Here is a 26,570-nt window from a genome sequence, read left to right as displayed (position 1 = left end):
TCGATCTACGCTCGAGGAGGCGACCCCGTTCGCCTCCGACGACCGGCACAATTGATAAGCCCGCCGCAACGCGCTAGCCCTTGGCAGTGGACGGCTTTGCGAAAACAGGAGGACGGCCGGATGAGCCTGCGTACGAGCCCGGTCGCCTGCCGACCATGACCACCCGCCTCTATCACCACGCGATCTTCGCCGAGCACCTGACGGGTGCCGGCCATCCCGAACGTCCGGAGCGGATGGGCGCGGTCTCGGCGGCGCTGGAGGCGGAGTGCTTCCAGCATCTCGATCGCGCGGAGGCGCCGGAAGCCTCGCTCGAGGCGATCTATCGCTGCCACCCGGAAGCCTATGTCCGCAAGGTCGCGACCGCCATTCCGCAGGACGGCCTGGTCCGGGTCGATGGCGACACGATCGTCAGCCCGAAGAGTTTTTCCGCCGCCTTCCGCGCGGTCGGCGCCGCCGTGGCCGCGGTGGACGACGTCGTGTCGAAGGAGGTCGACAATGTCTTCGTCGCCGCCCGGCCGCCCGGCCATCATGCGGAGACGGCGGTGGCGATGGGCTTCTGCCTGTTCAACAATGCCGCCATCGCGGCCCGCCATGCGCAGGCCGTGCATGGGCTGGAGCGGGTCGCCATCGTCGACTGGGACGTCCACCACGGCAACGGCACGCAGGAAATCTTCTGGTCCGATCCGAGCGTGCTCTACTGCTCGACCCACCAGATGCCGCTTTATCCGGGCACGGGCGCCAGGGACGAAACCGGCGCCGGCAACATCGTCAATGCACCGCTCGCTTCCGGCGATGGCGGCGAGATCCTGCGCGACGCGTTCCGGACCCGTATCCTGCCGGCGCTCCGGGAATTCGAGCCGGACCTCGTCATCGTCTCGGCCGGCTTCGACGGCCACTACCGCGACCCGCTGGGCAACCTGAAGCTGACCGAGGGCGACTTCGACTGGGCGACGGCCGAACTGATGGCCATCGCGGACAAGTATGCGCAGGGGCGTCTTGTGAGCCTGCTCGAAGGCGGCTACGACCTGCAGGGCCTAGCCGTCTCCACCGCCGCGCACGTCAAGCGGCTGATGACCGGCTGACGGGGCCGGCCCTTGGCCAGCCACCGCGCCGTGCGACAACCAACGACGAGAGCCGATGTCCGATACACCTGAAGCCGCGCTGCCGAGCGACGATTCCGACATCAAGCGCATGAGCTTCGAGGAAGCTCTGGCATCGCTGGAAAGGATCGTCTCGGATCTCGAGCGCGGCGACGTGCCGCTCGACCGCTCGATCCGCATCTACGAGCGCGGCGAGAAGCTGAAGAATCATTGCGACCGGCTGCTCTCCGCTGCCGAGGACAAGGTCGAGAAGATCAAGCTCAACCGCGCCGGCAAGCCGGTGGGCGCCGAACCGCTCGATCCAGGCTGAGGCGCTCATCGGCGTGTGACGCTTCGGGCGGAGGAGCGGCGGCGACGCGGCTCTGGTTCCGGCGACGGAAAGGCGATGCGGTCCCGTCCGTTTCATCCTGGCGAAGACGCCAGGTTCCCCACTACCCTCCCCAAACCCTCGGCGTTACGCTCTTCGTGTCCAGTTCGGTGGACCGTCCGGCTTGAACCATGCAATCTGGAACCGATGTAAGCGAGTTCCTGCCGTCCCGATGGCCTCTGAAAGGTTGATTCAGTGTCCCACGAGTTGAACACGCCGCTGCTCGATCAGATCGCCTCTCCCGCCGATCTCCGCCGGCTCAAGGAGAGCCAGCTCAGGCAGGTGGCCGACGAGCTGCGCGAGGACCTGATCGACGCTGTGTCGAGGACCGGCGGCCATCTCGGCGCCGGGCTCGGCGTCGTCGAGCTGACGGTGGCAATCCATCATGTCTTCAACACACCCGAAGACCGGCTGATCTGGGACGTCGGCCATCAGGCCTATCCGCACAAGCTGCTGACCGGGCGGCGCGAGGGCATGCGGACCGTCCGCCAGGAAGGCGGCCTGTCGGGCTTCGCCAAGCGCACCGAGAGCGAATACGACCCGTTCGGTGCCGGCCATTCCTCGACCTCCATCTCGGCCGGCCTCGGCATGGCGGTGGCGCGCGACCTATCCGGCGGCAGCAACAACGTGATCGCCGTCATCGGCGACGGCGCGATGAGCGCCGGCATGGCCTACGAGGCGATGAACAATGCCGGCGCGCTCGACGCGCGGCTGATCGTCATCCTCAACGACAACGACATGTCGATCGCCCAGCCGACCGGCGCGATGAGCGCCTATCTCGCCCGGCTCGTCTCCGGCAAGACCTACCGGACGCTGCGCGACCGGGCCAAGCACATCACCCAGCGCCTGCCGGAATTCATGCGCGAGGGCGCCCGCAAGACCGAGGAATACACGCGCGCCTTCTTCACCGGCGGCACGATGTTCGAGGAGCTCGGCTTCTATTATGTCGGGCCGATCGACGGGCACGATTTCGACCACCTCCTGCCGGTGCTCAAGAACGTCCGCGACGCCAAGACCGGCCCGATCCTCGTCCACGTGATCACCAAGAAGGGCAAGGGCTACGCGCCCGCCGAGAGCTCGGCCGACAAGTATCACGGCGTGTCGAAGTTCGACGTCATCACCGGCACGCAGGCCAAATCGAAGGGCAATGCCCCGAGCTACACCGCCGTCTTCGCCGAATCGCTGATCCAGGAAGCCGAGGAAGACGACAAGATCGTCGCCGTGAACGCCGCGATGCCGAACGGCACCGGGCTCGACAAGTTCGAGGCGATCTTCCCGACCCGCACCTTCGACGTCGGCATCGCCGAACAGCACGCCGTCACCTTCTGTGCCGGGCTGGCCTCGGAAGGCTACAAGCCCTTCGCCGCGATCTACTCCACCTTCCTGCAGCGCGCCTACGACCAGATCGTCCACGACGTGGCGATCCAGAAGCTGCCGGTGCGCTTCGCCATCGACCGCGCCGGATTCGTCGGCGCCGACGGGCCGACCCATGCGGGCTCGTTCGACACCGGCTTCCTCGCGCCGCTGCCGGGCATGGTGGTCATGGCGGCGGCCGACGAAGCGGAACTGCGCCACATGGTCCGCACCGCGGCCGTTTACGACGAAGGCCCGATCTCGTTCCGCTATCCGCGGGGCAACGGCACCGGCGTCGAGATGCCGGACCGGGGCGTCGCGCTGGAGATCGGCAAGGGCCGCATCCTGCGCGAGGGCACCAAGGTGGCGATCCTCTCCTTCGGCAGCCGGCTGGCCGACAGTCTCGCTGCGGCCGAGGAGCTGGAATCCTTCGGCCTGTCGACGACCGTTGCCGATGCCCGCTTCGCCAAGCCGCTGGACACTGAGCTGATCGGCCGCCTCGCCCGCGATCACGAAGTGCTGATCCTGGTCGAGGAAGGCGCCAGCGGCGGCTTCGCCTCGCAGGTGCTGCAGCATCTGGCGACCAGCGGCCTGCTCGACCGCGGGCTGAAAGTGCGCCCCCTGGTGATGCCGGACCGCTTCGTCGACCACGCTTCCCCGGAAGCGATGATCAAGCTCGCCGGGCTCGACAAGCAGGGCATCGTCGATGCGGTTTTCCGCGCCTTGGGGACGGAAGCGAGCCGGGTGATGCAGGCCTGAGAAGGCCCTGCCCCGTTATCGCCGCTTGCCATTTGCCTCGCCTGCCCGCATGACCTCACGATGGCAGCCACCGAAGAGCAGCATTTGTCGCGCGTGCGACTGGACAGCCTCGTCAGCGAACGAGGCCTAGCGGCGAGTCGTGCAAGGGCCCGCGACGCGATCCGGCGTGGGCACGTGAAGGTCGACGGCCTGACCGTCACCAAGCCGAGCCTGAACGTTCCGCCGGACAGCGTCATCACCCTGGACGATCCGGCCGCCGACTACGTGTCGCGCGCCGGGTTGAAGCTGGAATTTGCCCTCGACAAGTTCGGCATCGACGTCGCGGGGCGGACGGCCGTCGATCTCGGCGCCTCGACCGGCGGCTTCACCGAGGCGCTGCTGCGCCGCGGCGCGGCGCATGTCGTCGCGATCGACGTTGGGCACGGGCAACTGCATCCACGGATCCGAGCCGACGAGCGCGTCACGGTGATCGAGGGGCTCAATGCCCGCGACCTGGAGCGCGAGGACATTGGCGGCCGACAATTCGACCTCCTCGTCGCGGATGTCAGCTTCATCACGCTGCGCCTCGCTTTGCCCCCGGCGCTGGAACTAGCCGAGCCGGGGACGAACGCCGTCTTCCTGGTGAAGCCGCAATTCGAGGCCGGCCGCGAGGCGATCGCCAAGAACGGCCTGCTGCGCGATCCCGATAGCGCCCCGGCCGTCGCCGAGGCGCTGCGCGCCTGGCTCGACGAGCAGACGGGCTGGCGGTCGATCGACCTGATCCCCTCGCCGATCGCCGGCGGGGACGGCAATCACGAGTTCCTGCTGGCCGGGGTCAAGCAGTGAACCTGACCATCGACCATCTCGGCGCCAGGGGCGACGGCGTCGCCGAAACCACCGGGGGGCCGATCTACGTGCCGTTCACGCTGCCCGGCGAGACCGTGGCGATCGAGCGTCCGGGCACGCCGTTCAGGACCACGACGATCGTCGAGGCCTCGGCGCATCGGCAGCTGCCGCCCTGCCCGCATTTCGGCGATTGCGGCGGCTGCGACATGCAGCACGCCGACGACGAACTCTATCATTTGTTCAAGCGCGACCTGGTCCTCAAGGCGCTCGCCCGCGAGGGGATCGAGACCGAAGTGGCGGAGCTCGTGCCCTGCCCGCCTGCATCGCGCCGGCGCGTCGTTCTCTCGGCGGCGCGGGTGGATGGCGGCGTCGTGCTCGGCTTCAACGCCGCGGAATCGAACCGCATCGTGCCGATCACCGTCTGCGTCATCGCGCTGCCGGCGATAGAGCGCGCGCTGCCGGCGCTGCGGCGCCTGGCAAGCCTCCTCGTCGACCGCAAGCGGCCGCTGCGGATCACCGTCACGGCGACGGCGACCGGGCTCGACGTCGTCGTTGCCGACGCGGCCAACCTCTCGGAATCGCTGCGCCGCAACGCTGTAAGGCTGGCCTTGGCGGAGGATTTCGCTCGCCTCACGGTCGGCGGCGAGACGGTGATCATGACGCGGCCGCCGACACTCGCCTTCGACGGCGTCTCGGTGGAACTGCCGGCCGGCACCTTCACCCAGGCCGTGGCGTCGGCCGAGGCGGCGATGGCGACGCTGGTTTGTGACCATCTCGCCGGTGCCCGCCGGGTCGCCGATCTCTTCGCCGGTTGCGGCACGTTCTCGCTGCGGCTCGCCCGACAGGCCGGGGTCCACGCCGTGGAAGCCGACCCTACGGCGCTCGCGGCGCTGGACACGGGATGGCGCCGCGCCGCCGGGCTGAAGGCGGTGACGACGGAAAAGCGCGATCTCTACCGCCGGCCCATCCAGGCCAAGGAACTCAAGCGCTACGACGGCGTGGTGTTCGACCCGCCGCGGGCCGGCGCCGAGGCCGTGGCGCAGGAACTGGCCGCTTCGACCGTGCGCCGGGTCGCGGCGGTTTCCTGCAACCCGGTGACGCTGGCACGCGACCTGCGCATCCTGATCGACGGCGGCTATCGGGTCACTTCGGTGACGCCGGTGGACCAGTTCCTCTGGTCGCACCACGTGGAAGTCGTCGCACTGCTGGAGCGCTGAGCACTCAGCGAGACGGGCTTGCCGTTGCCGGCCGTTCGTGCGAGCCGAGATGCCTGCCGATCGGGCGCGCCAACCCCCGCAACCAACTGAACCGACACAGTGACCGAGTACCTGACCCACTACGGCTACGCGTTCCTGTTCGTCGTCGTTCTCCTTGAGTCGACCGGGCTGCCGCTGCCGGGCGAAAGCCTGGTCATGGCCGCAGGGATGCTGGCCGGCGAAGGCTCGCTCAGCCTGACCGCGGTGTTCCTCACCGCGATGGTCGGGGCGGTGGTTGGCGACAATCTCGGTTATCTGCTCGGCCGCCGCTACGGCCGGGGCATGGTGGTGCGCTGGGGCGAGAAGGTCGGCCTCGGCGAGCGCCGCTTCGCCATGGTCGAGAAGCGCTTCGAGGATTACGGCCTCTGGGTGGTACTGGTCGCCCGCTTCATCATCATCCTGCGCCAGCTGAACGGCTTCGTCGCCGGCACGATGCACATGAGCTGGCCGAAATTCCTCGTCCTGAACACGATCAGCGCGGCGCTCTGGGCCGGCGCCTACGGGCTCGGCGCCTACATATTCGGGGCGGCATTCCGGGTGTTCTTCGCCGAGCACGGCACCTGGCCGATCATCGTCATCGCGGCCGGCATCTGCCTTATCGGCTGTGTCGGCACCTACCGCTTCCTGTTTCGCGCCGAGGCGGAGGAGGAGCCGGAGACCGTTGACGACACGAAGAGCGACGTAGCCGGGGGGAAGAGCACCCGCGGGGCGACGACCGGCAGTATCGAGGAAGACAGTCGAAAGCGTGGATGAAGACCAGCCGCATCGGCGAGGTGGCGGTAACCACCTTCACGGCGTCATCCCCGGGTTTGTCCCCGTGACTCATGCCTCGGCGCAGAAGCTCCCGCCGCGCGGCAGGGAATCGATCCCGGCCTCGGCCTGAGGGCCCTCAAACTGGATCCTCGGGACGGGGCCCGAGGATGACGCCCGTGGATGATCTGACGAGTCGCCGACGGCGGCGGGGCAGTCCGGTTTGCCAGATGACGGCATTAGCCAGCGCCCCACGGACGGGTTGCCGGCGACACCGATAAGCCTGGGTACATCGCCGCGATGACGCGCCTATCCATCAACTCGGCAAGTATGTGCCTGCGCTCATCGAGGGTCGTCATCCTCGGGCCCGTCCCGAGGATCCAGGGAACGTTGAATGGCGGCAGCGGAGGTGACGCGTGTTCCCAGGGCAATCGAGAGCTCGGACGGTTTGGAACGGGTCCCCGGGTCAAGCCCGGAGATGACGCCGTGAGGGAGGCAGCGGCCAATCCCCGGCCGGAGGCGGAATCCGACCAGCGCCTGACCGTCCCTACCGGGACATGAACGCCATGAAGGCGGCCTTGGCCTCCTTTGACGACAGGCGCTCGGTGAAATGGCCGATCTCGCGGTCTATGCGTTTCACGATTTCCGCCTGGTCGCCGCGCAGCAGTTCGCGGGCGATACGCAGCGCCTCCGGCGGCTTCTTCGCCAGCCGTCGGGCTGCGTCCAAAGCGGCCGCCTCGGCGTCCTCGACCACCGCGTAGACCAGGCCGGCCTGCCGGGCCGCCTCGGCATCGAAGGTATCCCCCAGCGCCAGGAGCGCGAAGGCGCGCTGATCGCCCATGATCCTCGGGGCGATCAGGCTGGAACCAGCCTCCGGCGTGACGCCGAGGTCGAGGAAGGGTGTGCGGAAGATCGAGGCGGGCGAGGCGTAGGCGAGATCGCAGTGCATCAGGATGGTCGTGCCGATGCCGATGGCGATGCCGTCGACGGCAGCCACCAGCGGCTTCTGCGACGTCGCGATCGCGATGAGGAAATCGTAGGCGTCGCGTGGCGGCGTCCCGCTCATGGCGACCGACATGAAGTCCTTGATGTCGTTGCCGGCGGTAAAGGTGCCGGGCGCGCCGCAGATCAGCACCGCGGCGATCGCATCGTCCTGGCCCGCACCGGTGATCGCGTCGGCCATCGTCCGGTACATGGCCTGCGTGATGGCGTTCTTCTTGTCGGGCCGGTTCATCCGGACGGTGAGGACGCCGGCCTCGACGCCGGTTTCGATCAGATCGCTCATCGTGCATCCATTTCGAGAAGGGACCGCGCCGCGTTCAGGCTGGCGGCGCCCGCGACCACCCGGCGGGCGAGCCCTGCAGTTTCCGTCAGTAGGTTTTCCGCCATGAAACGTGCCAGCGCCACGCGTTCCGGTTGCATCGGTTCAGCGAGCGCGCCCTTGGCGAGGTAGACGCCGCCAGCGACAAGGCCGAACAGGCGAAGAAAGGAGGTTGCACCGGCAAGCGCCATATCGGTGTCGCCTTCCGCCACGCAGCGGGTCATGAAGGCCGCCGCCTCGCGAATATCCCCCAGCGATGCCGCCAGGGCTGCGCCGGTGGCGCCGAAATCCGGCTCGTTCCGGGCCGCGACGGCATCGGCCGTCTGCGTCAGTTCGGCCAGATAGGCCTCGATCGCGGCACCGCCCGACTGGCCAAGCTTGCGCATGACGAGGTCGATCGCCTGGATGCCGTTGGTGCCCTCGTAGATCGGCGCGATCCGCGCATCGCGCAGAAGCCGCGCGGCGCCGGTCTCCTCGACATAGCCCATGCCGCCATGCACCTGGATGCCTAGCGAAGCTACCTCGACGCCGATGTCGGTGGAGAAGGCCTTGGCGACGGGCGTCAGGAGATTGGCCCGCTCCTTCCAGGCCTTTGCCGCGGTGGGGTCGTCGCCGAGCGCCCGGGCCATGTCGGTGGCGTGGCCGCAGGCATAGCATATGGCGCGCGCCGCACCGGTCAGCGCCTTCATCGTCAAAAGCATGCGCGCGACATCGGGATGCTCGACGATCGGGCTCATCTGCCCGGGCGTCCCGGCATCCGGAACGAGGCGGGTGGCGCGGCCCTGCCGGCGCTCGCCGGCATAGGACAGCGCCTGCTGGAACGCCGCCTCGGCAACGCCGACGCCCTGGATGCCGACGAGCAGGCGGGCATTGTTCATCATCGTGAACATGCAGGCGAGGCCGCGATTTTCCTCGCCGATCAGCCAGCCGACTGCGCCGGCCTCCTCGCCCGCGACGAAGCCGTCACCGTAGATCATCGTGCAGGTCGGCGAGCCGTGGATGCCGAGCTTGTGCTCCAGCGCGGAGCAGAACACGTCGTTGCGCCGGCCGAGGGAGCCGTCCGCCTCGGGCAGGAACTTCGGCACCAGGAAGAGCGAGATGCCCTTTACGCCGGCCGGCGCATCCGGCAGGCGTGCCAGCACCAGATGCACGATGTTGTCGGTGAAATCCTGCTCGCCATAGGTGATGTAGATCTTGGTGCCGAAGATCCGGTAGGTGCCGTCCGCGGCCCGCTCCGCCCGAGCCTTCAGCGCCGACAGGTCGGAGCCGGCCTGCGGCTCGGTGAGGTTCATCGTCCCCATCCACTCGCCGGAGACGAGTTTGGGCAGATAGCGGTCCTGCAGTTCCGGCGAACCGTGGGCTTCGAGCGCTTCGACCGCGCCGACGGTGAGCGTCGGGCCGATCGCAAAGCCCATCGAGGCGGAGTTCCACATTTCGAAGACGGCAGCGGAGAGCGCCGTGGGCAGGCCCTGGCCGCCGAATACCTCCGATCCGGTCAGCGCATTCCAGCCGCTGGCGCTCCAGTCGGCGTAGAGTTCGCGCCAGCCTTTCGGCGTGGTGACGACGCCGTCCAGGACCGCGGCACCCTCCCGGTCGCCAGTCATGGCCAGCGGCGCGACGCGCTCGCCGGCAAAGCGGCCCGCCTCCTCCAGAACGGCGTGCAGCAGGTCCGGCGTCAGTTCGCCCAGCAGCCCCTGTTCCATGGCAGGGCCGAGGCCGGCGACCTTCTCCAGCGCGAAGGCGATATCGGTGATCGGGGCCTTGTACATTGGCGAATCCTCCCAAGATTTATCGTGCGCGCCAGCGCCTGACTCGGCCAGCTTCGATCGGTAGACATCTTACGTAATCGTCAATCTATCGCAAGGAACCGAACGACCTCCGGCGCCATTTGCGTGGCAGGGACAGGGAGTAGCATTCATGCGGTTTGTGCGGTTCGGGGACCGGGGCGTCGAGCGTCCCGGATGCATCGACAGTGACGGCCGCATCCGCGATCTGAGCCATCACCTGACCTCCTTCGAAGGCAGTTCGCTCGATCCCGAACAGCTGGCGGTACTGGCCCGTCTCGATCCGTCCGCGCTTCCCCTCGTTGCCGAAAACGTGCGCCTGTGCATGCCGGTGCGGCGGATCGGCAAGATCGTCGGCATCGGTCCGAACTACAACGACAGCGCCGAGCTCGCTGGGTTCAAGATCAATCCCGAGCCGACGTTGTTCCTGAAAGCTGCCACCGCGGCTTCCGGCCCGAACGACCCGATCGAGATCCCCCGCATGGCGAACCGCGTCGACTGGGGAGTCGAGCTCGCCGTGGTTATCGGCCGGGTGGCGAAATACGTCCGGGTCGAGGAAGCGCTCCGCCATGTCGCCGGCTTCACGCTGGCCAACGACCTCACCGAGCGGAGCTTCCAGCTGCAGCGCGGCGGCCAGTGGACGAAAGGCAAGTCGCACGACACCTTCGCGCCGCTCGGGCCGTGGCTCGTCCCGCCCTCGGCCATCAACCACGACGACATCGAGCTCTGGCTGGACGTCAACGGCGAGCGCCAGCAGACCGGCCATACGAGGCAGATGATCTTCAAGGTGCCCTATCTCATCTCCTATATCTCGCGCTTCATGCGGCTGGAGCCCGGCGACGTGATCATGACCGGGACACCCGGCGGTGTCGGCCTCTCCTACGATCCGCCGCGCTTCCTGCGGCCGGGCGACCGGGTCACGCTGGGCGGCACCGGGCTCGGCACGCAGGACTATGTCTGCACGACGCTCTGAAGCGTCACTCCCCGGCCCGACCGGGTCAGCCCTTCAGGCGGTCCCAGCCGGCGTCCGGGGTAAAGCGCGGGCCGTGCTTTTCGGCCAGCATCCGCAACTTCGCCGTGATCTCGTCTGTTCCGCGATGACGCGCGTAGTGGATCGGCCCGCCGCGGAACGGCGCGAAGCCGGTGCCGAAGATCATCGCGCCGTCGGCAATGTCCTCGCGCTCCACGACGCCTTCCCTGAGGCATGCGACGACGGCGTTCAGCATCGGCAGGATCAGCCGGTCGAGCAGGTCCGCATCGCTCGTGGCGTCCTGCGGTGACGCTTCCACCCGCTGCTTCTTCGGCTTGCCGTCGGCATCGTAGTCGTAAAGCCCGCTCCCCGTCTTGCGACCAAGCTTCTTCTCCGCGACCAGCTTCTCCAGCCAAGCCGGACTGTCCGGGAACGGCACGGCGAGGCGCTGGCGCAGCGACGCGGAAACCTCGAGCGCGATGTCGAGCCCGACCTGGTCGGCGAGTTCCACGGGCCCCATCGGCATGCCGAAATCCTCGGCGACGCGGTCGATGCGCTCTTTCGGGATGCCCTCATCGACCATGATCAGCGCCTCGGCCATGTACGGCGTCAGCGCCCGGTTGACGAGGAAGCCGGGGGCCGAGCCGACGGGCGCGGGCAGGCGCGAGAGTTCCACCGCGAAGGCCGTCGCCCGGCGCAGGGTCTCGGCGCTGATCCGGTCGTGCCGGACGATCTCGACGAGTTGCATGCGCGAGACCGGGTTGAAGAAATGCAGCCCGACGAGGCGCGACGGATCGGCGAGACCCTCGGCCAGATCCTCCAACGGCAGCGCCGAGGTGTTGGTCGCCAGCAGCGCGCCCGTTTTCAGCTGCGGCTCGATGGCGGCGAAGATGCCGCGCTTCAGCTCGAGGCGTTCCGGCGCGGCCTCGATGACGAGATCGGCATGGCGGATGCCGAGGCCGCGCGGGTCCGGTGTCAGCCGATCGAGCGCGTCGCGGATCTTCAGCGGGTCCTTCAGGGTCGCTGTCAGCATCTTCGTCGCGGCCTTCATGGCGCGGCCGATCGGCTCGTTGGCGACATCGCCCAGGGTGACGTGGAAGCCTTCGCGCGCTGCCCATGCGGCGATGTCGCCGCCCATCGCGCCAGCGCCGACCACGTGGACGCGGCTGATCGCGGACGAGCCCTGTTTCAGGCCCTTCATCGCCTCGCGCAGGAAGAACACGCGGACGAGGTTCTGCGCCGTTTCGGTCTCGATCAGCTCGGCGAAGCTCCTGATCTCGGCGGCCTGCATCGCCTTGGCGTTGCCGCCGTGCTCTTCCCAGAGATCGATCAGGCGATAGGGCGCCGGATAATGCGCCTTCGGCGCCTTGTCGGCCGCCTTGCGCCGCATCTGGCTGGCCATCAGGGCACGCGCCGGGCGGAGCGAGAAGGCCTGGGCCTTGAAGCTGCCGCCGGCCGGCTCGAGCTCGCCGCGGATCGCCGCCTGCACCGCGGCGCGCACATGCCGCTCCTCGACCACGGCGTCGACGAGGCCGATGGCCTTGGCCTTCTTCGCGGTTGCCGGCTTGCCGGTCAGCATCATCGTCATGGCTTCGAGCGGATCGGCGGTCGCGGTGGCGCGGTAGGTCCCGCCGAGCCCCGGATGCAGGCCGAGCATCACTTCCGGAAATCCGAGGCTGGATTCCGGCACGGCGAGGCGCCGGTCGCAGGCGAGCGCCAGTTCCAGTCCGGCGCCGAGGCAGTGGCCGTGGATGACCGCGATCGTCCGCATCGGCAGTTGCGACAGCCTGTCGAGAACCCGATGCGCTTCTTCCAGCATGGCGCTGATTTCGGCGGTCGAGGCGCCGGCGAATTGCTGGATGTCGGCGCCGGCCGCGAAGCCGGAGGGCTTGGCCGAGCGGATGACCAAGGCCGGGGGCCGCTGCTCCGCGATCCGTTCAACGTGACCGGCGAGTTCCTCGATGACGCTGCGGTCGATCGTGTTGACCGACTTGCCGGGGCGGTCGAGGACGAGCCAGGTGACGTGATCCGCATCCGTCGCGCAGCGCCAGTTTCCCTCTGGTTCAGCCGCGCGTGCGGGGCCGAGTTCGAGCGACTGGTCGGAAAGGGCGGCGAGCATTCGGCTCATGGGCTTGTTCTCGTCTTCTCGTCAAACTGTCGGTTCCGGGGTCGGGTCCGTGTGCTGCCGGCGATCACTCGCCGGACGGGAGGTCAGAGCGTCATGCCGCCTCCAGCAGCATCGCCCCGCCCTGGCCGCCGCCGATGCATTCGGTGGCGATGCCGCGCTTGTGGCCCAGCCTGCGCATCGCATTGGCGAGATGGAGCGTGATGCGGGTGCCGCTGGTGCCGACCGGATGGCCGAGCGAGATCGCCCCGCCATCGACATTCAGCCGGGCGCGATCGATGGCGCCGCCGCGCCCGTCGAGGCCGAGCACGTCGTTGGCGATCTTCTCCGTCTCGAAGGCCCGGAGGCAGGCGAGGACCTGTGCGGCGAAAGCCTCGTTCAGCTCCCAGAGATCGACGTCGGAGACGCCCATGTTCTGGCGCTTCAGGATCGGCGCGGAGGCGACGACCGGGCCGAGGCCCATGATCGAGGGATCGAGCGCGCCCCATTCGGAATCGACGATGCGCGCCAGCGGCTTCATGCCATGCTTAGCCACCGCTTCCTCTGAGGCCAGCACCACCCAGGAGGCCCCGTCGGTGATCTGCGAGGAATTGCCCGCCGTCACCTTGCCGTAGGGCTTCTCGAAGACCGGCTTCAGCTTGGCGAGGCCCGCGGCGCTCGAACCGGGTCGGACGCCGTCGTCGCGCTCGTGGACATCGCCGTCGCGCCCGAAGGCCGGCAGCATCTCGTCCTTCAGCCAGCCCTCGTTGGTCGCGCGGTCGAGCCGGTTGTGACTCTCGGCGGCGTATTCGTCGGCTTCCTGCCGGGAGATGGCGAAATAATGCGCCAGCAGCTCGGCGGTCTGACCCATGTTCAGATTGGTGATGGGGTCGGTCAGGCCGCGTTCGAGACCGATCAGCGGCTTGAGGAAGTCCGGCTTCAGCCCGGCGAAGGCCTTTAGCCGGTCGCCGGTCGAACGGGCCCCGTTCAGCTCCGCGAACCAGTCGACGGCGCCGCGCCGCAGCACCAGCGGCGAATGGCTCAGCGCATCGGTGCCGCCGGCGAGCACGATGTCGGCGGTACCGCCCTCGATGTAGCGGAAGGCGGTGTCGATCGACTGCATGCCCGAGCCGCAATTGATCTGCACGGTGAAGGCCGGCGTCTCGTCCGGCAGGCCAAGCCGCAGGCCGGCGACCCGCGCCGGGTTCATCTCGTCGGCGACGACGTTGACGCAGCCGAGGATGACGAGATCGATCGCCTGCGGCTCGAAGGCCTGACGCATCAGCAGCGGGCGGCCGCACTGTACCGCGAGGTCGACCGGGGTGAACGGTCCCGGCCGGCCGCGCGCCTTGATAAAGGGCGTACGGGCGCCGTCGACGAGATAGACCGCGCGGGCCATTATTCGGCCGCCTCGCGCCGCTCGCCGGAAGCATCGCCCTTCCGGCGATCATGCTGGCCGGCGATGGGCGACACGTCGTGCATCGGGAAGGAATCGACGGCGACGACCTTGTCGACCGCCGCCTTGGCCTCAGCCAGCTGCGTGAATTCGGCCTCGGTGATCAGCCCCTCGTCGCGCGCCCGAACCGGATCGCGCTGCTTGGCCTCGCGCATCCGTTTCTCGATCGGCGCCACGGCGGAAACGAGCTCGAAGGCGAGTTCCAGATCCTTGACCGGGTGCTCGGCGCGGCCTTCGCCGAGATAGATGTCAGGCGTCAGCCGATCGCGTTGCGACGACGGACGCATGAGGATCGCCGCAACCTCGCTGGTCAGCTCGTCCGCCGGCTCCTGGTAGGGAACGCCGAGCGGGAAGGCGAGCGCCCGCGTCAGCACGGCGGCCCAGCGCGAGGGCAGATTGTCGAGAACGCCGTTGAAGGCGAGCCCCATGCGGTTGTAGCCCTTCTGCATGATGAACTCGACCAGCGGCTTGTCGGCCTCCGGCCGGCCCTCGACCTCGAAGCGCTTCAGGGTCGCGCCGAGGAGGTAGAGTTCGGACAGGATGTCGCCGAGGCGCGCCGAGATCATCTCCTTGCGCTTCAGCGCCCCGCCGAGCGTCAGCAGCGAAAGGTCGGCGATGAGGGCGAAGGCCGATGAATAGCGTGACAGCTGGCGCCAGTGGCTGGTGAAGGCAGCACCCTTCGGCGCCGGGGCGGCAAGGCCCCCGGTCCAGCCGCGCACGAAGGTGCGGCCGGCATTCTTCAACGCGTGTCCGACATGGGCCCAGAAATGCGTATCGAAGTCCTTGAGCCCGCGCGCCTCGTCCTTGTCGGAAAGCGCCAGCAGTTCCTTCAGCATGTAGGGGTGCGCACGGATCGCACCCTGGCCGAAGATCATGAGGTTTCGGGTGAGGATGTTGGCGCCCTCGACGGTGATGCCGATGGGCACCGACTTGTACTGCTGGCCGAGATAGTTGTTCGGGCCGTCGATGATCGCCTTGCCGCCATGGATGTCCATCGACCGCTCGATCGACTCGCGCATCCGGTACGTGGCGTGCGCCTTCATGATCGCCGAGATCACCGAGGGGCGATGCCCCTCGTCGAGGGCCGCGACGGTCAGCCGCCGCGCCGCGTCGATCTGGTAGGCATTCGCGGCGATGTCGGCGAGCGGCTGCTGGATGCCCTCGAACATGCCGATCGGCACGTTGAACTGGGTGCGCACCCGCGCATAGGCGCCGGTGGTGCGGGCGCAGATGGCCGCGGAGGCGGCCGACTGCGACGGCAGCGAGATGCCGCGACCGGCGGCGAGCGCCGTCATCAGCATCGTCCAGCCTTCGCCGACCCGATCCGGACCGCCGAGAACCCAGTCCAGCGGGATGAACACGTCCTTCCCGTAGAGCGGGCCGTTCTGGAAGAAGGTGAACTGCGGGATGTGACGGTCGCCATGGCTGACGCCGGGCGTCGCCGTCGGCAGCAGTGCCACGGTGATGCCGAGTTCCGTACCCTTGCCGAGATGGTTTTCCGGATCGAACATCTTGAAGGCGAGGCCCATCACCGTCGCGACGGGGCCGAGCGTGATGTAGCGCTTGCTGAAGTTCAGCCGGATGCCGAGGACGCGTTCGCCCTCGTGCTCGCCATATTCGACGATGCCGCTGTCGGTCATCGCCGCGGCGTCGGAGCCGGCTTCCGCGGACGTCAGGCCGAAACAGGGGATCTCGCGGCCGTCGGCGAGGCGCGGCAGCCAATGGTCGCGCTGCGCCTGCGTGCCGAAATGCAGCATGAGTTCGCCGGGTCCGAGCGAGTTCGGCACCATGACCGTCACGCCCGCCACGACCGAGCAGGAGGAAACCTTGCGCACCACCTCGGAATGGGCGGTGTTGGAGAAGCCGAGCCCGCCATATTCCTTGGGGATCACCATCCCGAAGAACTTCTTCTCTCTCAGGAAGGTCCAGACTTCCGGCGGAAGGTCGCGGTCCTCCCAGACCATCTTCCACTCGTCGATCATCGCGCAGAGCTCGTTGACCGGCCCGTCCATGAAGGCCTGCTCGTCCGGCGACAGCCGCGCCGGCGGCATGGCGAGGAGCTTGGCCCAGTCGGGGTTGCCGGTGAACAGCTCGCCGTCCCACCAGACCGTGCCGGCGTCGATCGCCTTCTGCTCGGTGTCGGAGATCGGCGGCATCGCCCGCTTGGCCCAGCGGTAGATCGGCTGCGTCAGCTTCTCCCGGCGGAATGACATGACTTCGCTCTCCCGTTCGCGGCCTGCTCCATGACGATGTATGGCTCCGCAGGCGGTTTCCCACCCTTGTAACGCATCTCTTACGTAAACGTCAGAGGAGGCCCGGCGAAAATCGACGGTGAAGTCGACGTAGCGGTGTCGGCGCGGCTCAGTTCGGCTCGGTCATGATGGCGCGATGGCCGATGTCGGAGCGCCAGAACCCTTCGTCCCACTCGACCTTTTCCAGAAGGTCGTAGGCGCGGCGCGCCGCCTCGCGGACGCTACTGCCAGTCGCCGTCACGTTCAGCACGCGGCCGCCGACGGCAACGAGCTGGCCGTCGCGGACGGCGGTGCCGGCGTGGAAGATCAGCGCGTCGTCGGTCGGGGACGGCAGGCTGCGGATCTCGGTGCCGGTGACATACGTTCCCGGATAACCGTCCGTCGCCATGACGACGGTCAGCGCCCGCTCGTTCGACCATTCCGGCACGATGCCGGAGAGATCGCCTTGTGCCGAGGCCAGCAGGATCGGCAGAATGTCGCTCTTCAGCCGCGGCATCAGCACCTGGCATTCCGGATCGCCGAAGCGGACATTGTATTCGATCAGCTGCGGGCCTTCCTCGGTCAGCATCAGCCCGGCATAGAGCACGCCGCGGAAGGGCGTGCCGGCTTCCTTCATGCCGGCGAGCGTCGGCTCGATGATTTCGCGCATGACGCGGGCAGTCACCGCCTCGGTCATCGGCAACGCCGGCGAATAGGCGCCCATGCCGCCGGTATTCGGGCCGCGGTCGCGGTCGAAGGCGCGCTTGTGATCCTGCGCCGTGCCGAAGAAAACCGCCCGCTCGCCGTCGCAGATGCAGAAGAGGCTCGCCTCCTCCCCTTCGAGAAATGCCTCGACCACCAGTTCGGCGCCGGCCGCGCCGAACTCGCCGGCAAAGCAGGCGTCGACCGCCTTCAGCGCCTCGTCGCGGGTCATCGCGACGGTGACGCCCTTGCCGGCGGCGAGCCCGTCAGCCTTGATGACCACCGGAACGCCGCCCGCCTCGACATAGTCCCGGGCGCTCGAAGCGTCGGTGAAGCGCTTGTAGCGGGCGGTGGGGATGTCGTGGCGGGCACAGAGATCCTTGGTGAAGCCCTTCGAGCCCTCCAGCTGCGCCGCGGCGGCGGATGGCCCGAACACCGGCACGCCGGCCTCGGCCAGCGCATCGGCCAGCCCTGCCACCAGCGGCGCTTCCGGCCCGACGACCACCAGCCCCACGTCGTGATCGTGGCAGAACGCGGCGACGGCGGCATGGTCGGCGATATCGAGGGAAACGAGGCTGGCGTGCTCCGCGATACCCGGATTGCCCGGTGCCGCATGCAGCGTTCCCAGTTCCGGCGACTGCGCGAGCTTCCACGCCAGCGCATGTTCGCGGCCGCCCGAGCCGATCAGCAGCACGTTGATCGCCATGTGTTCTCCGATTCGACGCACCGCCGGCAGGTGGACCGGCTGCAGGCGGTTACCGTCGCGATGCCGGCAAGGTCAAGGCGCCCGGTCGCGCCGGAACCAGCGAAATTCGGCAAAAAGCCTTGACTGCGGCTCTTGTGCAATCACTCTCTCGCCATGTCGAATCTCAAGACCGGCCTCGCCGACCGCTCCGACCGCGTTGCAGACGCGCCATCGGACAATTGGGTCTATCGGACCCTGCCCCGCGGCGCCTGGCCCTATGCGCAGCTCGCCCGCTGGGACCGCCCGATCGGCTGGCAGCTGCTGCTGTGGCCGTGCTGGTGGGCGGCGGCGCTGGCGCCGCAGGCGGTCGCACCGAGTTCGGTGCATCTCGGCCTGCCGAGCCTCTGGCAACTCTTCCTGTTCCTCGTCGGTGCCATCGCCATGCGCGGCGCCGGCTGCACCTACAACGATCTGGTCGACCAGAAGATCGACGACATGGTGGCGCGGACCCGCTCGCGTCCCCTGCCGTCCGGCCGGGTGTCGCGGTCGCAAGCGAAGATGTTCCTCGTCGCCCAGGCGCTGGTCGGCTTCCTGGTGCTGATCCAGTTCAACGTCTTCTCGGTGCTGCTCGGGATCGCCTCGCTCGGCGTCGTCGCGATCTACCCGTTCCTCAAGCGCTTCACCGACTGGCCGCAGCTGGGGCTGGGCTTTGCCTTTTCATGGGGCGCGCTGATGGGATGGGCGGGCTACTGGGGGGAACTCGCGCCCGCAGCGCTGCTCCTCTATGCCGGATGCATCCTGTGGACGATCGGCTACGACACGATCTACGCGCATCAGGACAAGGAAGACGACGCGCTGGTGGGCGTGCGTTCGACGGCGCGCCTGTTCGGGAGCCGCACGAAGCCGGCGCTGGTGCTGCTCTACGCTGCGACGATCGGACTGTTTCTCGCCGCCTTCGTGATGACCGGCCACGGTATCGGCGGTGGTCCGGCCTGGCCGGCCTATGCAGGCCTTGCGATCGGTGCCGCGCAGATGGGCTGGCAGATCCGCACTCTCGACATCGACGATCCGGACCAGTGCCTGAAACTGTTCAAGTCGAACACGCTGTTCGGCTGGATCGTGTTCTTTGGCCTGATCTTCTCGGCCCTCTGGTCCCTGTCGTTCCCGGTGACGGGCGGCTGACGCGAGGCGCCAGCCGTTCCGGTCAGCTGCGGGCGATGATTTCCTCGCCGGCGACGACCATGCGCATGCCGAGACCGCCCGGCTTGCGGCGCGCCAGGAAGCGCGGCCGGCGCTGCCGGTTGGCCGAGCGGCGACGCGGGGCCGGCTGGGCCGCCTTGATGGCGCGGAGCGTATCCTCGAGCGCGCAGATCGAGCCGTCGGCCTCGACCATCAGCATCGGCAGGCCGAACAGTTCGGACCAGCCGCGCCAGTCGGCGGCGACGTCGTAGAGGTCGCTGGCGACCAGCAGCGGCACGGTGCAGCGCGGATCGTCATGGTGAAGTTCGAGCGTCACCGTCACCTCCCCTTCAGCCGTCTCCATGGCGCGGGCCGCCACGCCGCGGAAGGCGCGGGCCGGCAGCGCGATCGAGACCGGCAGGCCGGAGCCGCCGAGCTTGCGGCGGATCACCGCGCCGCGCCTGTCGACGCGGCAGACGACGACTTCGCCATCCTCGACGATCTCGACCGTCTGGCGACGATCGCAGGCGGCCGGGTCGAGCCGGACCGGAAGCGTCGCCCAGACGGGCCTCACTGCTGCATCGAACGGAGCGGTATTCATGTTGACGCCTCTGTCTCTCCTGAGAGCCGATGGCTCTCCCTGCGGCCGATGTGATCCCGGCCTTGCTTATGGAGACAGTAGCTGTGGCGTCTTGCGGCCCCGCTAAGAAAGTCAGTTAAGTCTTCATGACCCGCAAGAAGGTTAGCAAGGATAAAACTTGAATCAAGTCTAAACCAGCTTGCCGGGGTTTAAGATATCGTCAGGATCGAAGGCCGCCTTGATGCGCCGCATCAGCTCGATCTCGGGTCCCTGCTTGCTTGCGGCGAGCTCCTCGCGCTTCAGCTGGCCGATCCCGTGCTCGGCGGAGAAGGTGCCGTCCATCGACGCGACGATGCCGTGGACGATGACGTTCATCTCGTGCCAGCGCGCCAGGAAGGCGGCGGTGTCGGCACCGACGGGCTGGGAAATGTTGTAGTGGATGTTGCCGTCGCCGAGATGGCCGAAGGCCACCACGCGTGCCCCGGGCATCGCCTCCGCCACGGCGCGATCGGCCTTCGCCAGGAAATCCGGCACCAGCGCCACCGGCACGGCGACGTCGTGCTTGATCGAGCCGCCCTCCGGCTTCTGTGCCCAGCTCAGTTCCTCGCGCATCGCCCAGAAGGCATCGGCCTCCGCCAGCGACTTCGCCGGCACGGCATCGTCGACGATCCCCGCCTCGAAGCCCTCGGTCAGCACCGCCTCGAGCGTGTCGCGCGCATCCTCGGCCGAGCGGCTGGAGCTGATCTCGATCAGGACGTACCAGGGATGCGGCGTCTGCAGCGGGTCGCGCGCGCCCTGCGTGTGGCGAAGGGTGAATTCCATGCCGATGCGCGGCATCAGCTCGAAGGCCGACAGCTGCGGCCCGGCGAGGCGCTCGGCATGGCGCAGCAGCTGCAGCGCCGCTTCCGGCGATGCGAGGCCCACATAGGCGACCTCGCGGCCGGCGGGCTTCGGGAACAGCTTCAGGACGGCGGCGGTGATGATGCCGAGCGTGCCCTCCCCGCCGATGAAGAGATGGCGCAGATCGTAGCCGCGATTGTCCTTCTTCAGGCGGCGGAGGCCATGGAAGATTTCGCCCGACGCCAGCACCGCCTCGACTCCGAGGCAGAGGTCGCGGGAATTGCCGTAGGCCAGCACGCCGGTGCCGCCGGCATTGGAGGAGAGGTTGCCGCCGATCTGGCAGCTTCCCTCCGAACCGAGCGACAGCGGGAAGAACAGCCCAGCCGCGTCCGCCGCCTCCTGGACACGCTTCAGGACCATGCCGGCCTCGACGGTCAGCGTGCGGCCCACCGGGTCGACCGCCCGCACCTTGTCCATCCGCGACAGCGACACGACGATCTCGCGCGGCGAGCGCGGTGATTGGCCGCCGACGAGGCCGGTATTGCCGCCCTGCGGCACGATCGCCGTGCGGGTCTCGCTGGCGAGGCGCATGATCGCCGCGACCTCCTCGGTGCCGCCCGGCCGCAGCACCAGCCCGGTGCGCCCGCGAAAGAGGTCGCGCGGCTCGTGCAGATAGGGCTCGACGAGGTCGGGGTCGGTCAGCGCATTGCGTTCGCCGACGATGGCGGCAAAGCGGGCGAGGAGGTCGGCGGGAAGCGGCGTATCGATCGTGTCCATGGGTCCGCCAGATAGGCGGCGGCGGGGCGGGTGTCGAGGCAAAACGCCTATCGTCCGGACGCCGAGACCTCCGGTCGCGGTGCAGCGGCGCGGCGGAGCCGGTCATTGATCGCCTCCCCCAGGCCGGTGTGCGGGATCGGCGCGACGGCAATCCGCTCGATATCCGGCGCGTCAAAGGAGGCGAGTGCCGCGAACAGGTTGCTCGCCGCCTCCACCAGATCACCGGAAGGGCTCAGATTGACGATCCGGGCGGCGGCCGGCTCGCCCGGAATTTGGGCTGGGCCGAAGGCAATCAGGTATTCCCCCGGCTCGACGCTCGTCGCATCGAGGCGGACGCGGCCTGCTGGCGCATAATGCGAGGCCATCTGGCCGGGTGCGGACAAGGCCGCGTCCGGCGCCGGATCGACGATGGGCAACCCCGTCGCGGCGGCAAGCGCCGCCCGGTCGATGCCGCCGGCGCGCAGCAGCACCAACCGGTCCGGTTCGGGGCGGACGATGGTGGACTCGACGCCGACTGAAGACGGCCCGCCATCGAGGATCAGCGGAATGCGGCCGTCGAGCCCCCGCAGCACCTGCTCCGCGCTGGTCGGACTGACGCGCCCGGACGGGTTGGCACTGGGCGCCGCCAGCGGACGCCCGAGCGCTTCGGCGAGGCGCGCGACGACGCCCTTTGGCGCGCGAATGGCCACCGTCGAAAGGCCAGCCGTTGCCAACGGATGCACGGGCGAGTCAGAGCGCAGCGGCAGGACGAGCGTCAGAGGGCCGGGCCAGAAGGCTTCGGCCAGCCGTTCGGCGACGGGCCCGACCTCGGCGAGGCGTCGCGCCATTGCGAGACCCGGGACATGGCAGATCAGCGGATTGAAGCGTGGCCGCCCCTTGGCCTCGAAGATCGCCGCGACGGCCGTCCCGTTGGTAGCGTCGGCGGCCAGCCCGTAAACCGTCTCGGTCGGCAGCGCGATGGCTTCGCCGGCCTCCAGCAGGGCCAAGGCGCGTGGCTCGGCGTCGGCCGCCGTGACGGGGATGAGATCGGTCTGCACGCGAGGGAGATTGCAGAAGCCGCGGCGGAAGGAAAGCGGAAAGCGGCTCTGCCGCCTTCCCTGTCGTTCTAGCGGGTGGCTGCGAAGGCGCCGAGGATGCGCTGGTCAGGCAGCGCCAGCTCGGCGTAGCGGCCCGAACCGGTGACGACGCGTGGGCCGCGAGACGACGTGTCGCCCCCGAACTGCGAAAGGACGCGGGCAGGCATGGGCAGAGCGCCGGCCTGTCGGGCAGCCGTGGCGGCCTTGACCACTTCGACGAAGCGCGAGCGCTTCGCATCGGAGCTGAGCGCTGCTTCCTCGTCCGGCACGGCGCCATCCGGCATGGTGGCGGCATCGGCGCGGCCGATGAACAGCCGGTCGACCTCTTCCGCGGCAACGGCGATCGCCGAGCGCAGCGTGCCGATATGCGCCTGCAGCTTGCGGGCGGTTTCCTGCGAAAGCGTGGCGGTGCCTTCAACGGCCTGCGGGGCGCTGGCAGCAACGGAAACGGCCCCGGCGGCGCCGCCCTGCTGTTCCTGGCGGGCGACATCCGCCAGCATCTTCAGCGGGTCGAGGCCGACATGGTGCGCGGCTGGGGCATAGGCGGCCGCGAGCGTGCCGGGCAGGGGCGCCTCGGGCACCCGACGCGCCGGCTCCGGCAAATGCGGCCCCTTCGGCTCGGTAACGCGGGCAACTTCCGCCTTGGTCTTCTCGTCGACCGAGGCGATCAGCATCGCCGGATCTTCGTCAGCGGGCTGGGTCTCGATCAGCTCGTCGAACGGCCAGGCCTTGCGCAGGGAAGGAACGTCCATCGAGGCGACGTTGACGTCGATGTCGGTCTTGGCGCCCTGCACCCGGTAAGGACAGCTGCGGGTATTGCAGTTGTGCATCGAGGAGAACTGCCACAGCGCGTAGCTCGGCCACGTCTCCTCGGGGAACTTGCCGGTGATGTCCTCGCGGTAGCGGGCGTACCAGAGCGGCAGGCGCGACAGCAGCGGGTATTCGGCCTTGTTCTTGGAAATGTGCTCGGCGGTGTTGCCGTTGGTGTAGAGGACCGGGTAGCGGCCGGTGCGGATCTTGACCTGGTCGGCGAAAATCTCGGCGTCCGAGAGGCTCATCCACTCGTCGGAAATGTCCTCGATATCGAGGGCGATCAGGTCATCCTCGGCCGGCTCGGCGAAATCGATGAAATGGTCCGCCTGCGCGCGCGGATTGCCGGGGCGGGCCAGATGATAGGCGCCCCAGAGCAGGCCCCGCATCTTCGCGATCTCGCGGCGGGTCATGTAGAGTTCCTTGGTGACGGAATATTTCCACCACCGGTTCTTGCAGAGCTTGTAGGCGTCGTTGTCGACCTTGCCGCAGTTCCACTCGGGCGGCAGGCCGTCGGAAGCCTTGTTGATGAAGCCGGCGATCCGCTTGTCGGCGGTCATTTCCTGCCAGTTGATCGGATTGAATTCGTAGGCGTCGATGACGAGGGCCTTGTCCTCGGACTTCCAGGGAGCGTTCCACGCGGCCGCGGCCGGTGTCGCCAGAAGGACCGTGCCGGCAGCGATGGCACAGGCGAGATTCAGGGCGGCCGCCAGAGCGGCGCTCAGTGTCGTCATTCGGTGGTTTCCCCTCGAAGTCGCTCGCAGTCATCATGCATGCCGGGCGGCGGTCCCCAGAGCCGAAGCTCCAACTGCCCCAAGCGGCTATGCCCTTACGTTTCACACCGAAATCAGGCAGGTTCCGGGCGCTTCAATCACAAAATGTTACAGTCGCTGCCAAATATTTCGGCAGGGCATTCGGATTGCGTAGAATTTGACACAATCGGGCGATTTCGCACAGCTTTGGTGAAGATAAGGTTAATGCGGCGGCGATGAGTGGCTTTTCGGCATCGGGAGCGGTCGTCGGGAATGGAGGGTGACCGCCCGCACGGGGTCGTGGCAGGAGTGCCCAAGGCCTATGCCAATTGGCTAGCCCCACCGATGACGGCCGGTTCTTCGAGAGCCACGCACCGCCGTGGACGCCACTGGATCCTCGGGACGGGCAGCACCGCTCTTTCTGCCCCGCGCCGGCAGTTTCTGAGCAGAGGAATAGGTCGCCGGGGGCAAGCCTGGGGATGACGCGCGGTGGTGATGAAGACGTCCGCGCTTCCACCCTACGCCCCGCTCACCCCGCGATGCGCGAAAAATCCGCCATGCGGCGGGTGGCGGCGCGGATGCGGGTCAGCAGTGCCAGGCGGTTGGCCCGCACGGCCGCGTCTTCGGCGTTGACCAGCACCTTGTCGAAGAAGGCGTCGACGGGAATGCGCAAGCGGGCGAGTGCCGCCATGGCGTGCGCGTAATTGCCGATCGCGAGCGCCTCGTCGAGCTCGATCTCGGCGCGATCGATGGCGCCGGCCAGGACCTTTTCCTCGTGCTCGGTCAGGAGATCGAGCGAGACGGAGTCGGCGATGGAAGTGCCCTTCTTCTCTTCGGCGGCGAGGATGTTCGCGGCGCGGCGGGTGCCGGCGAGGAGGTTCGCCCCGTCGTCGCTATCAAGGAAGGCGCCGAGCGCCGTCACCCGACGGGTGATGTCGAGGAGGTCGTCGTTCGGAGACTGGCTGATCTCCCCCCTTGTGGGGGAGATGGGCGGCAGCCCAGAGGGGGGTGCGGCCGTCTGTCCTCGGGTGACGTCATAAGGCTGGACGGCCTGCGGGACAGGACCCCCCTCTGCCCTGCCGGGCATCTCCCCCACAAGGGGTGAGATCGGAGCGGCATTGTCCTGCGCGCTGGAGAGAACGGCGTCGACGAGGTCGTGGCGAGCACCGGATTCGCGGAGCTGGCCCTTCAGGCGGTCGTGGAAGAAGGACAGGAGGTCGCCGGCAGGCATCAGCGCACCCAGCGGCAGCACCAGCCGATTATCCAGCACCAGCCGGATCACGCCCAGCGCCGCGCGGCGCAGCGCGTACGGGTCCTTCGAGCCGGTGGGCTTCTCGTCGATCGCCCAGAAGCCGACGAGCATGTCGAGCTTGTCGGCCAGCGCGACTGAAATCGCCACCGGGTCGGTCGGCACGGTGTCGGTCGGCCCGAGCGGCTTGTAGTGGTCCTCGATCGCCGCCTGGACGGAGGGATGCTCGCCCTGCAGGCCGGCGTAATAGCGGCCCATCAGGCCCTGCAGCTCCGGGAACTCGCCGACCGCCTCGGTGGTGAGGTCGGCCTTGGCGAGCAGTGCGGCGCGGCGCACGAGTGACTTGAGTTCCGCGCCGGAGACACTCTCGCCGGCCAGCGTCGGGCCCTCGGGATAGACGGTCGCGGCAATCGTCTCGGCCAGCGCTGCGATGCGGGCGACGCGCTCGCCCTGCGTGCCGAGCTTGGCATGGAAGGTGACGCCCAGCGCGTCGAGCTTGGCCATGCGCTGGTCGAGCGGCCGGGTGAGGTCCAGCCCGAATTTCTCCGCCGCGGGACGCAGCGCGTCCAGGTCCGGCAGATCGGCCTGGTCGGTCTTCCAGAAATACAGCGCGTCGGAGAGGCGCGCCCGCACGACCTTGCCGTTGCCGCGGGCGATCTCCGCTCCGCCGTCGGTGGCGGCGATGTTGGCCACGAGAACGAAGCGGCTCGACAGCGTCCCTGCCCCGGTCCGTCTGGTGACGAAGCACTTCTGGTTGGTCTTGATGGTCTGCTGGATGACCTCCGGCGGGATCGCCAAGAACGCCTCGTCGAATTCGCCCATCAGCGTGACCGGCCATTCAACGAGGCCCGCGACCTCCTCGAGCAGCGCCTCGTCGGGCACGACTTCGAGACCGAGAGCGAAGGCGAGGTTCTCCGCGTCGTGGCGGATCATGTCCTTGCGGCGCTCGGCGTCGAGCACCACGGAGGCCTTCTCCAGGCTGTCGGCGTAGTCGGCGAAGCGGCGAACCCGGAACTCCGCCGGCGCATGGAAACGATGGCCGCTGGTGACGTTGCCGGCGCGGATGCCCTGCACCTCGATATCGACGACGACCGGCTCCTCGGTCTCCGGACCGAAGGTGCAGAGGATCGACTGCAGCGGGCGCACCCAGCGCAGCGAGCCCGGCTCGCGCGAGGCGGGGCCCCAGCGCATGGATTTCGGCCAGGGGAAGTTGCGGATGATCCCGGGCAGGATGTCGGCGAGGATTTCCTCGGCCGGTCGGCCGGGCCTGGCGATCGCTGCGACGTAGAAATCGCCCCTCTTCGGATCGGTGCGGACCACTGCCTCGTCGATCGAGGCAAGGCCGGCGCCCCGCAGGAAGCCCTCGATGGCCTTTTCCGGGGCATCGGTGCGCGGGCCCTTGCGCTCCTCGACGACGTCCTTCGAACGGGCGTCGACACTGCGGACGTCCAGCGTCAGGCGCCGCGGCGTCCAGTACTCGCGGGCGCCCTCGTAGGTCAGCCCCGCCTCGACCAGCGCGTTCGTGACGAGCGCCTTCAGGTCGCCCGCCGCCTTTCGCTGCATGCGGGCCGGGATCTCCTCGGAGCGGAGTTCGAGCAGGAGGTCGGGCATAGGCGTTTCGCAATCGCAGGAAATGTCGGGGCC

Annotated in this window: 19 protein-coding genes; 8 read left to right on the top strand and 11 right to left on the bottom strand. The window is 68.3% G+C overall.

Translation table 11 applies throughout. The features are described from left to right. Positions 1-155: 155 nt before the first annotated feature. The 6 genes from GGR03_RS10075 (at position 156) to GGR03_RS10050 (ending at position 6,413) form a co-directional block, all read left to right on the top strand. Positions 156-1,082 (top strand): histone deacetylase family protein, encoded by a 927-nt coding sequence (locus tag GGR03_RS10075; RefSeq protein ID WP_183207557.1) that lies wholly within the window; start codon positions 156-158, stop codon positions 1,080-1,082. Between the two features lie 55 nt (positions 1,083-1,137). Next, the gene (locus GGR03_RS10070) at positions 1,138-1,410 is read left to right on the top strand and encodes an exodeoxyribonuclease VII small subunit (RefSeq protein WP_183207555.1); all 273 of its coding nucleotides are present in this window, start codon (positions 1,138-1,140) and stop codon (positions 1,408-1,410) included. Between the two features lie 252 nt (positions 1,411-1,662). Beyond that, the gene (gene dxs, locus GGR03_RS10065; protein ID WP_183207553.1) at positions 1,663-3,579 is read left to right on the top strand and encodes a 1-deoxy-D-xylulose-5-phosphate synthase; all 1,917 of its coding nucleotides are present in this window, start codon (positions 1,663-1,665) and stop codon (positions 3,577-3,579) included. Between the two features lie 60 nt (positions 3,580-3,639). After that, positions 3,640-4,404, top strand: a complete 765-nt coding sequence (locus GGR03_RS10060; protein ID WP_183207551.1) for a TlyA family RNA methyltransferase — start codon at positions 3,640-3,642, stop codon at positions 4,402-4,404. Then, complete coding sequence (locus tag GGR03_RS10055; RefSeq protein WP_183207549.1) at positions 4,401-5,621, top strand: class I SAM-dependent RNA methyltransferase; 1,221 nt, start codon at positions 4,401-4,403, stop codon at positions 5,619-5,621. Before GGR03_RS10060 ends, GGR03_RS10055 begins: the two co-directional genes overlap by 4 nt. 99 nt (positions 5,622-5,720) lie before the next feature. Beyond that, positions 5,721-6,413: a VTT domain-containing protein gene (locus GGR03_RS10050; RefSeq protein WP_183207547.1), complete on the top strand. Its 693-nt coding sequence runs from the start codon at positions 5,721-5,723 to the stop codon at positions 6,411-6,413. Positions 6,414-6,957: 544 nt separating this feature from the next. On the opposite strand, the gene GGR03_RS10045 is transcribed toward GGR03_RS10050, so the two are convergent. Both GGR03_RS10045 and GGR03_RS10040 read right to left on the bottom strand, forming a co-directional pair. After that, positions 6,958-7,695, bottom strand: a complete 738-nt coding sequence (locus tag GGR03_RS10045; RefSeq protein WP_183207545.1) for a crotonase/enoyl-CoA hydratase family protein — start codon at positions 7,693-7,695, stop codon at positions 6,958-6,960. Continuing rightward, complete coding sequence (locus GGR03_RS10040) at positions 7,692-9,500, bottom strand: acyl-CoA dehydrogenase family protein (RefSeq protein ID WP_183207543.1); 1,809 nt, start codon at positions 9,498-9,500, stop codon at positions 7,692-7,694. Before GGR03_RS10040 ends, GGR03_RS10045 begins: the two co-directional genes overlap by 4 nt. 148 nt (positions 9,501-9,648) lie before the next feature. Between GGR03_RS10040 and GGR03_RS10035 the strand changes: the two genes are divergently transcribed. Then, on the top strand, positions 9,649-10,488 hold the full coding sequence (locus GGR03_RS10035) for a fumarylacetoacetate hydrolase family protein (RefSeq protein ID WP_183207541.1): 840 nt from the start codon (positions 9,649-9,651) through the stop codon (positions 10,486-10,488). A 25-nt stretch (positions 10,489-10,513) separates the two neighbouring features. Here GGR03_RS10035 and GGR03_RS10030 read toward each other — a convergent pair whose 3' ends face one another. The 4 genes from GGR03_RS10030 to purD all read right to left on the bottom strand — a co-directional run bounded on the left by GGR03_RS10030 (position 10,514) and on the right by purD (position 17,678). Beyond that, positions 10,514-12,613: a 3-hydroxyacyl-CoA dehydrogenase NAD-binding domain-containing protein gene (locus GGR03_RS10030; RefSeq protein ID WP_183207539.1), complete on the bottom strand. Its 2,100-nt coding sequence runs from the start codon at positions 12,611-12,613 to the stop codon at positions 10,514-10,516. A gap of 91 nt (positions 12,614-12,704) precedes the next feature. Next, a complete protein-coding gene (locus GGR03_RS10025; protein ID WP_183207537.1) occupies positions 12,705-13,988 on the bottom strand; it encodes an acetyl-CoA C-acetyltransferase in 1,284 nt (427 codons plus the stop codon). Beyond that, a complete protein-coding gene (locus GGR03_RS10020; protein WP_183207535.1) occupies positions 13,988-16,258 on the bottom strand; it encodes an acyl-CoA dehydrogenase in 2,271 nt (756 codons plus the stop codon). The genes GGR03_RS10025 and GGR03_RS10020 overlap by 1 nt, the downstream gene beginning before the upstream one ends. Positions 16,259-16,406: 148 nt before the next feature. Next, on the bottom strand, positions 16,407-17,678 hold the full coding sequence (gene purD, locus GGR03_RS10015; RefSeq protein WP_183208005.1) for a phosphoribosylamine--glycine ligase: 1,272 nt from the start codon (positions 17,676-17,678) through the stop codon (positions 16,407-16,409). A 159-nt stretch (positions 17,679-17,837) separates the two neighbouring features. On the opposite strand from purD, the gene ubiA reads away from it, so the two are divergent. Further along, a complete protein-coding gene (ubiA, locus tag GGR03_RS10010; protein WP_183207533.1) occupies positions 17,838-18,845 on the top strand; it encodes a 4-hydroxybenzoate octaprenyltransferase in 1,008 nt (335 codons plus the stop codon). 22 nt (positions 18,846-18,867) lie between these two features. On the opposite strand, the gene GGR03_RS10005 is transcribed toward ubiA, so the two are convergent. The 5 genes from GGR03_RS10005 to glyS form a co-directional block, all read right to left on the bottom strand. Then, positions 18,868-19,443 carry a DUF6101 family protein gene (locus GGR03_RS10005; RefSeq protein WP_183207531.1) on the bottom strand — a complete coding sequence of 192 codons (576 nt, stop codon included), beginning with the start codon at positions 19,441-19,443 and terminating at the stop codon, positions 18,868-18,870. Between the two features lie 168 nt (positions 19,444-19,611). Then, positions 19,612-21,039, bottom strand: coding sequence for an FAD-binding oxidoreductase (locus GGR03_RS10000; protein ID WP_183207529.1), 1,428 nt, complete (start codon positions 21,037-21,039; stop codon positions 19,612-19,614). Positions 21,040-21,086: 47 nt separating this feature from the next. Continuing rightward, a complete protein-coding gene (locus tag GGR03_RS09995; protein WP_183207526.1) occupies positions 21,087-22,076 on the bottom strand; it encodes an L-threonylcarbamoyladenylate synthase in 990 nt (329 codons plus the stop codon). Between the two features lie 68 nt (positions 22,077-22,144). Beyond that, complete coding sequence (locus GGR03_RS09990; RefSeq protein ID WP_183207524.1) at positions 22,145-23,659, bottom strand: glycoside hydrolase family 25 protein; 1,515 nt, start codon at positions 23,657-23,659, stop codon at positions 22,145-22,147. Positions 23,660-24,206: 547 nt separating this feature from the next. Then, positions 24,207-26,537, bottom strand: a complete 2,331-nt coding sequence (glyS, locus tag GGR03_RS09985; RefSeq protein ID WP_183207523.1) for a glycine--tRNA ligase subunit beta — start codon at positions 26,535-26,537, stop codon at positions 24,207-24,209. Between the last annotated feature and the right edge of the window lie 33 nt (positions 26,538-26,570).

The organism is Aurantimonas endophytica (assembly GCF_014196845.1).
In the GTDB taxonomy this organism is placed as follows: domain Bacteria; phylum Pseudomonadota; class Alphaproteobacteria; order Rhizobiales; family Rhizobiaceae; genus Aurantimonas; species Aurantimonas endophytica.
Note: the sequence above shows the minus strand (reverse complement) of the source record. Positions and strands in the feature narration are given on the sequence as shown.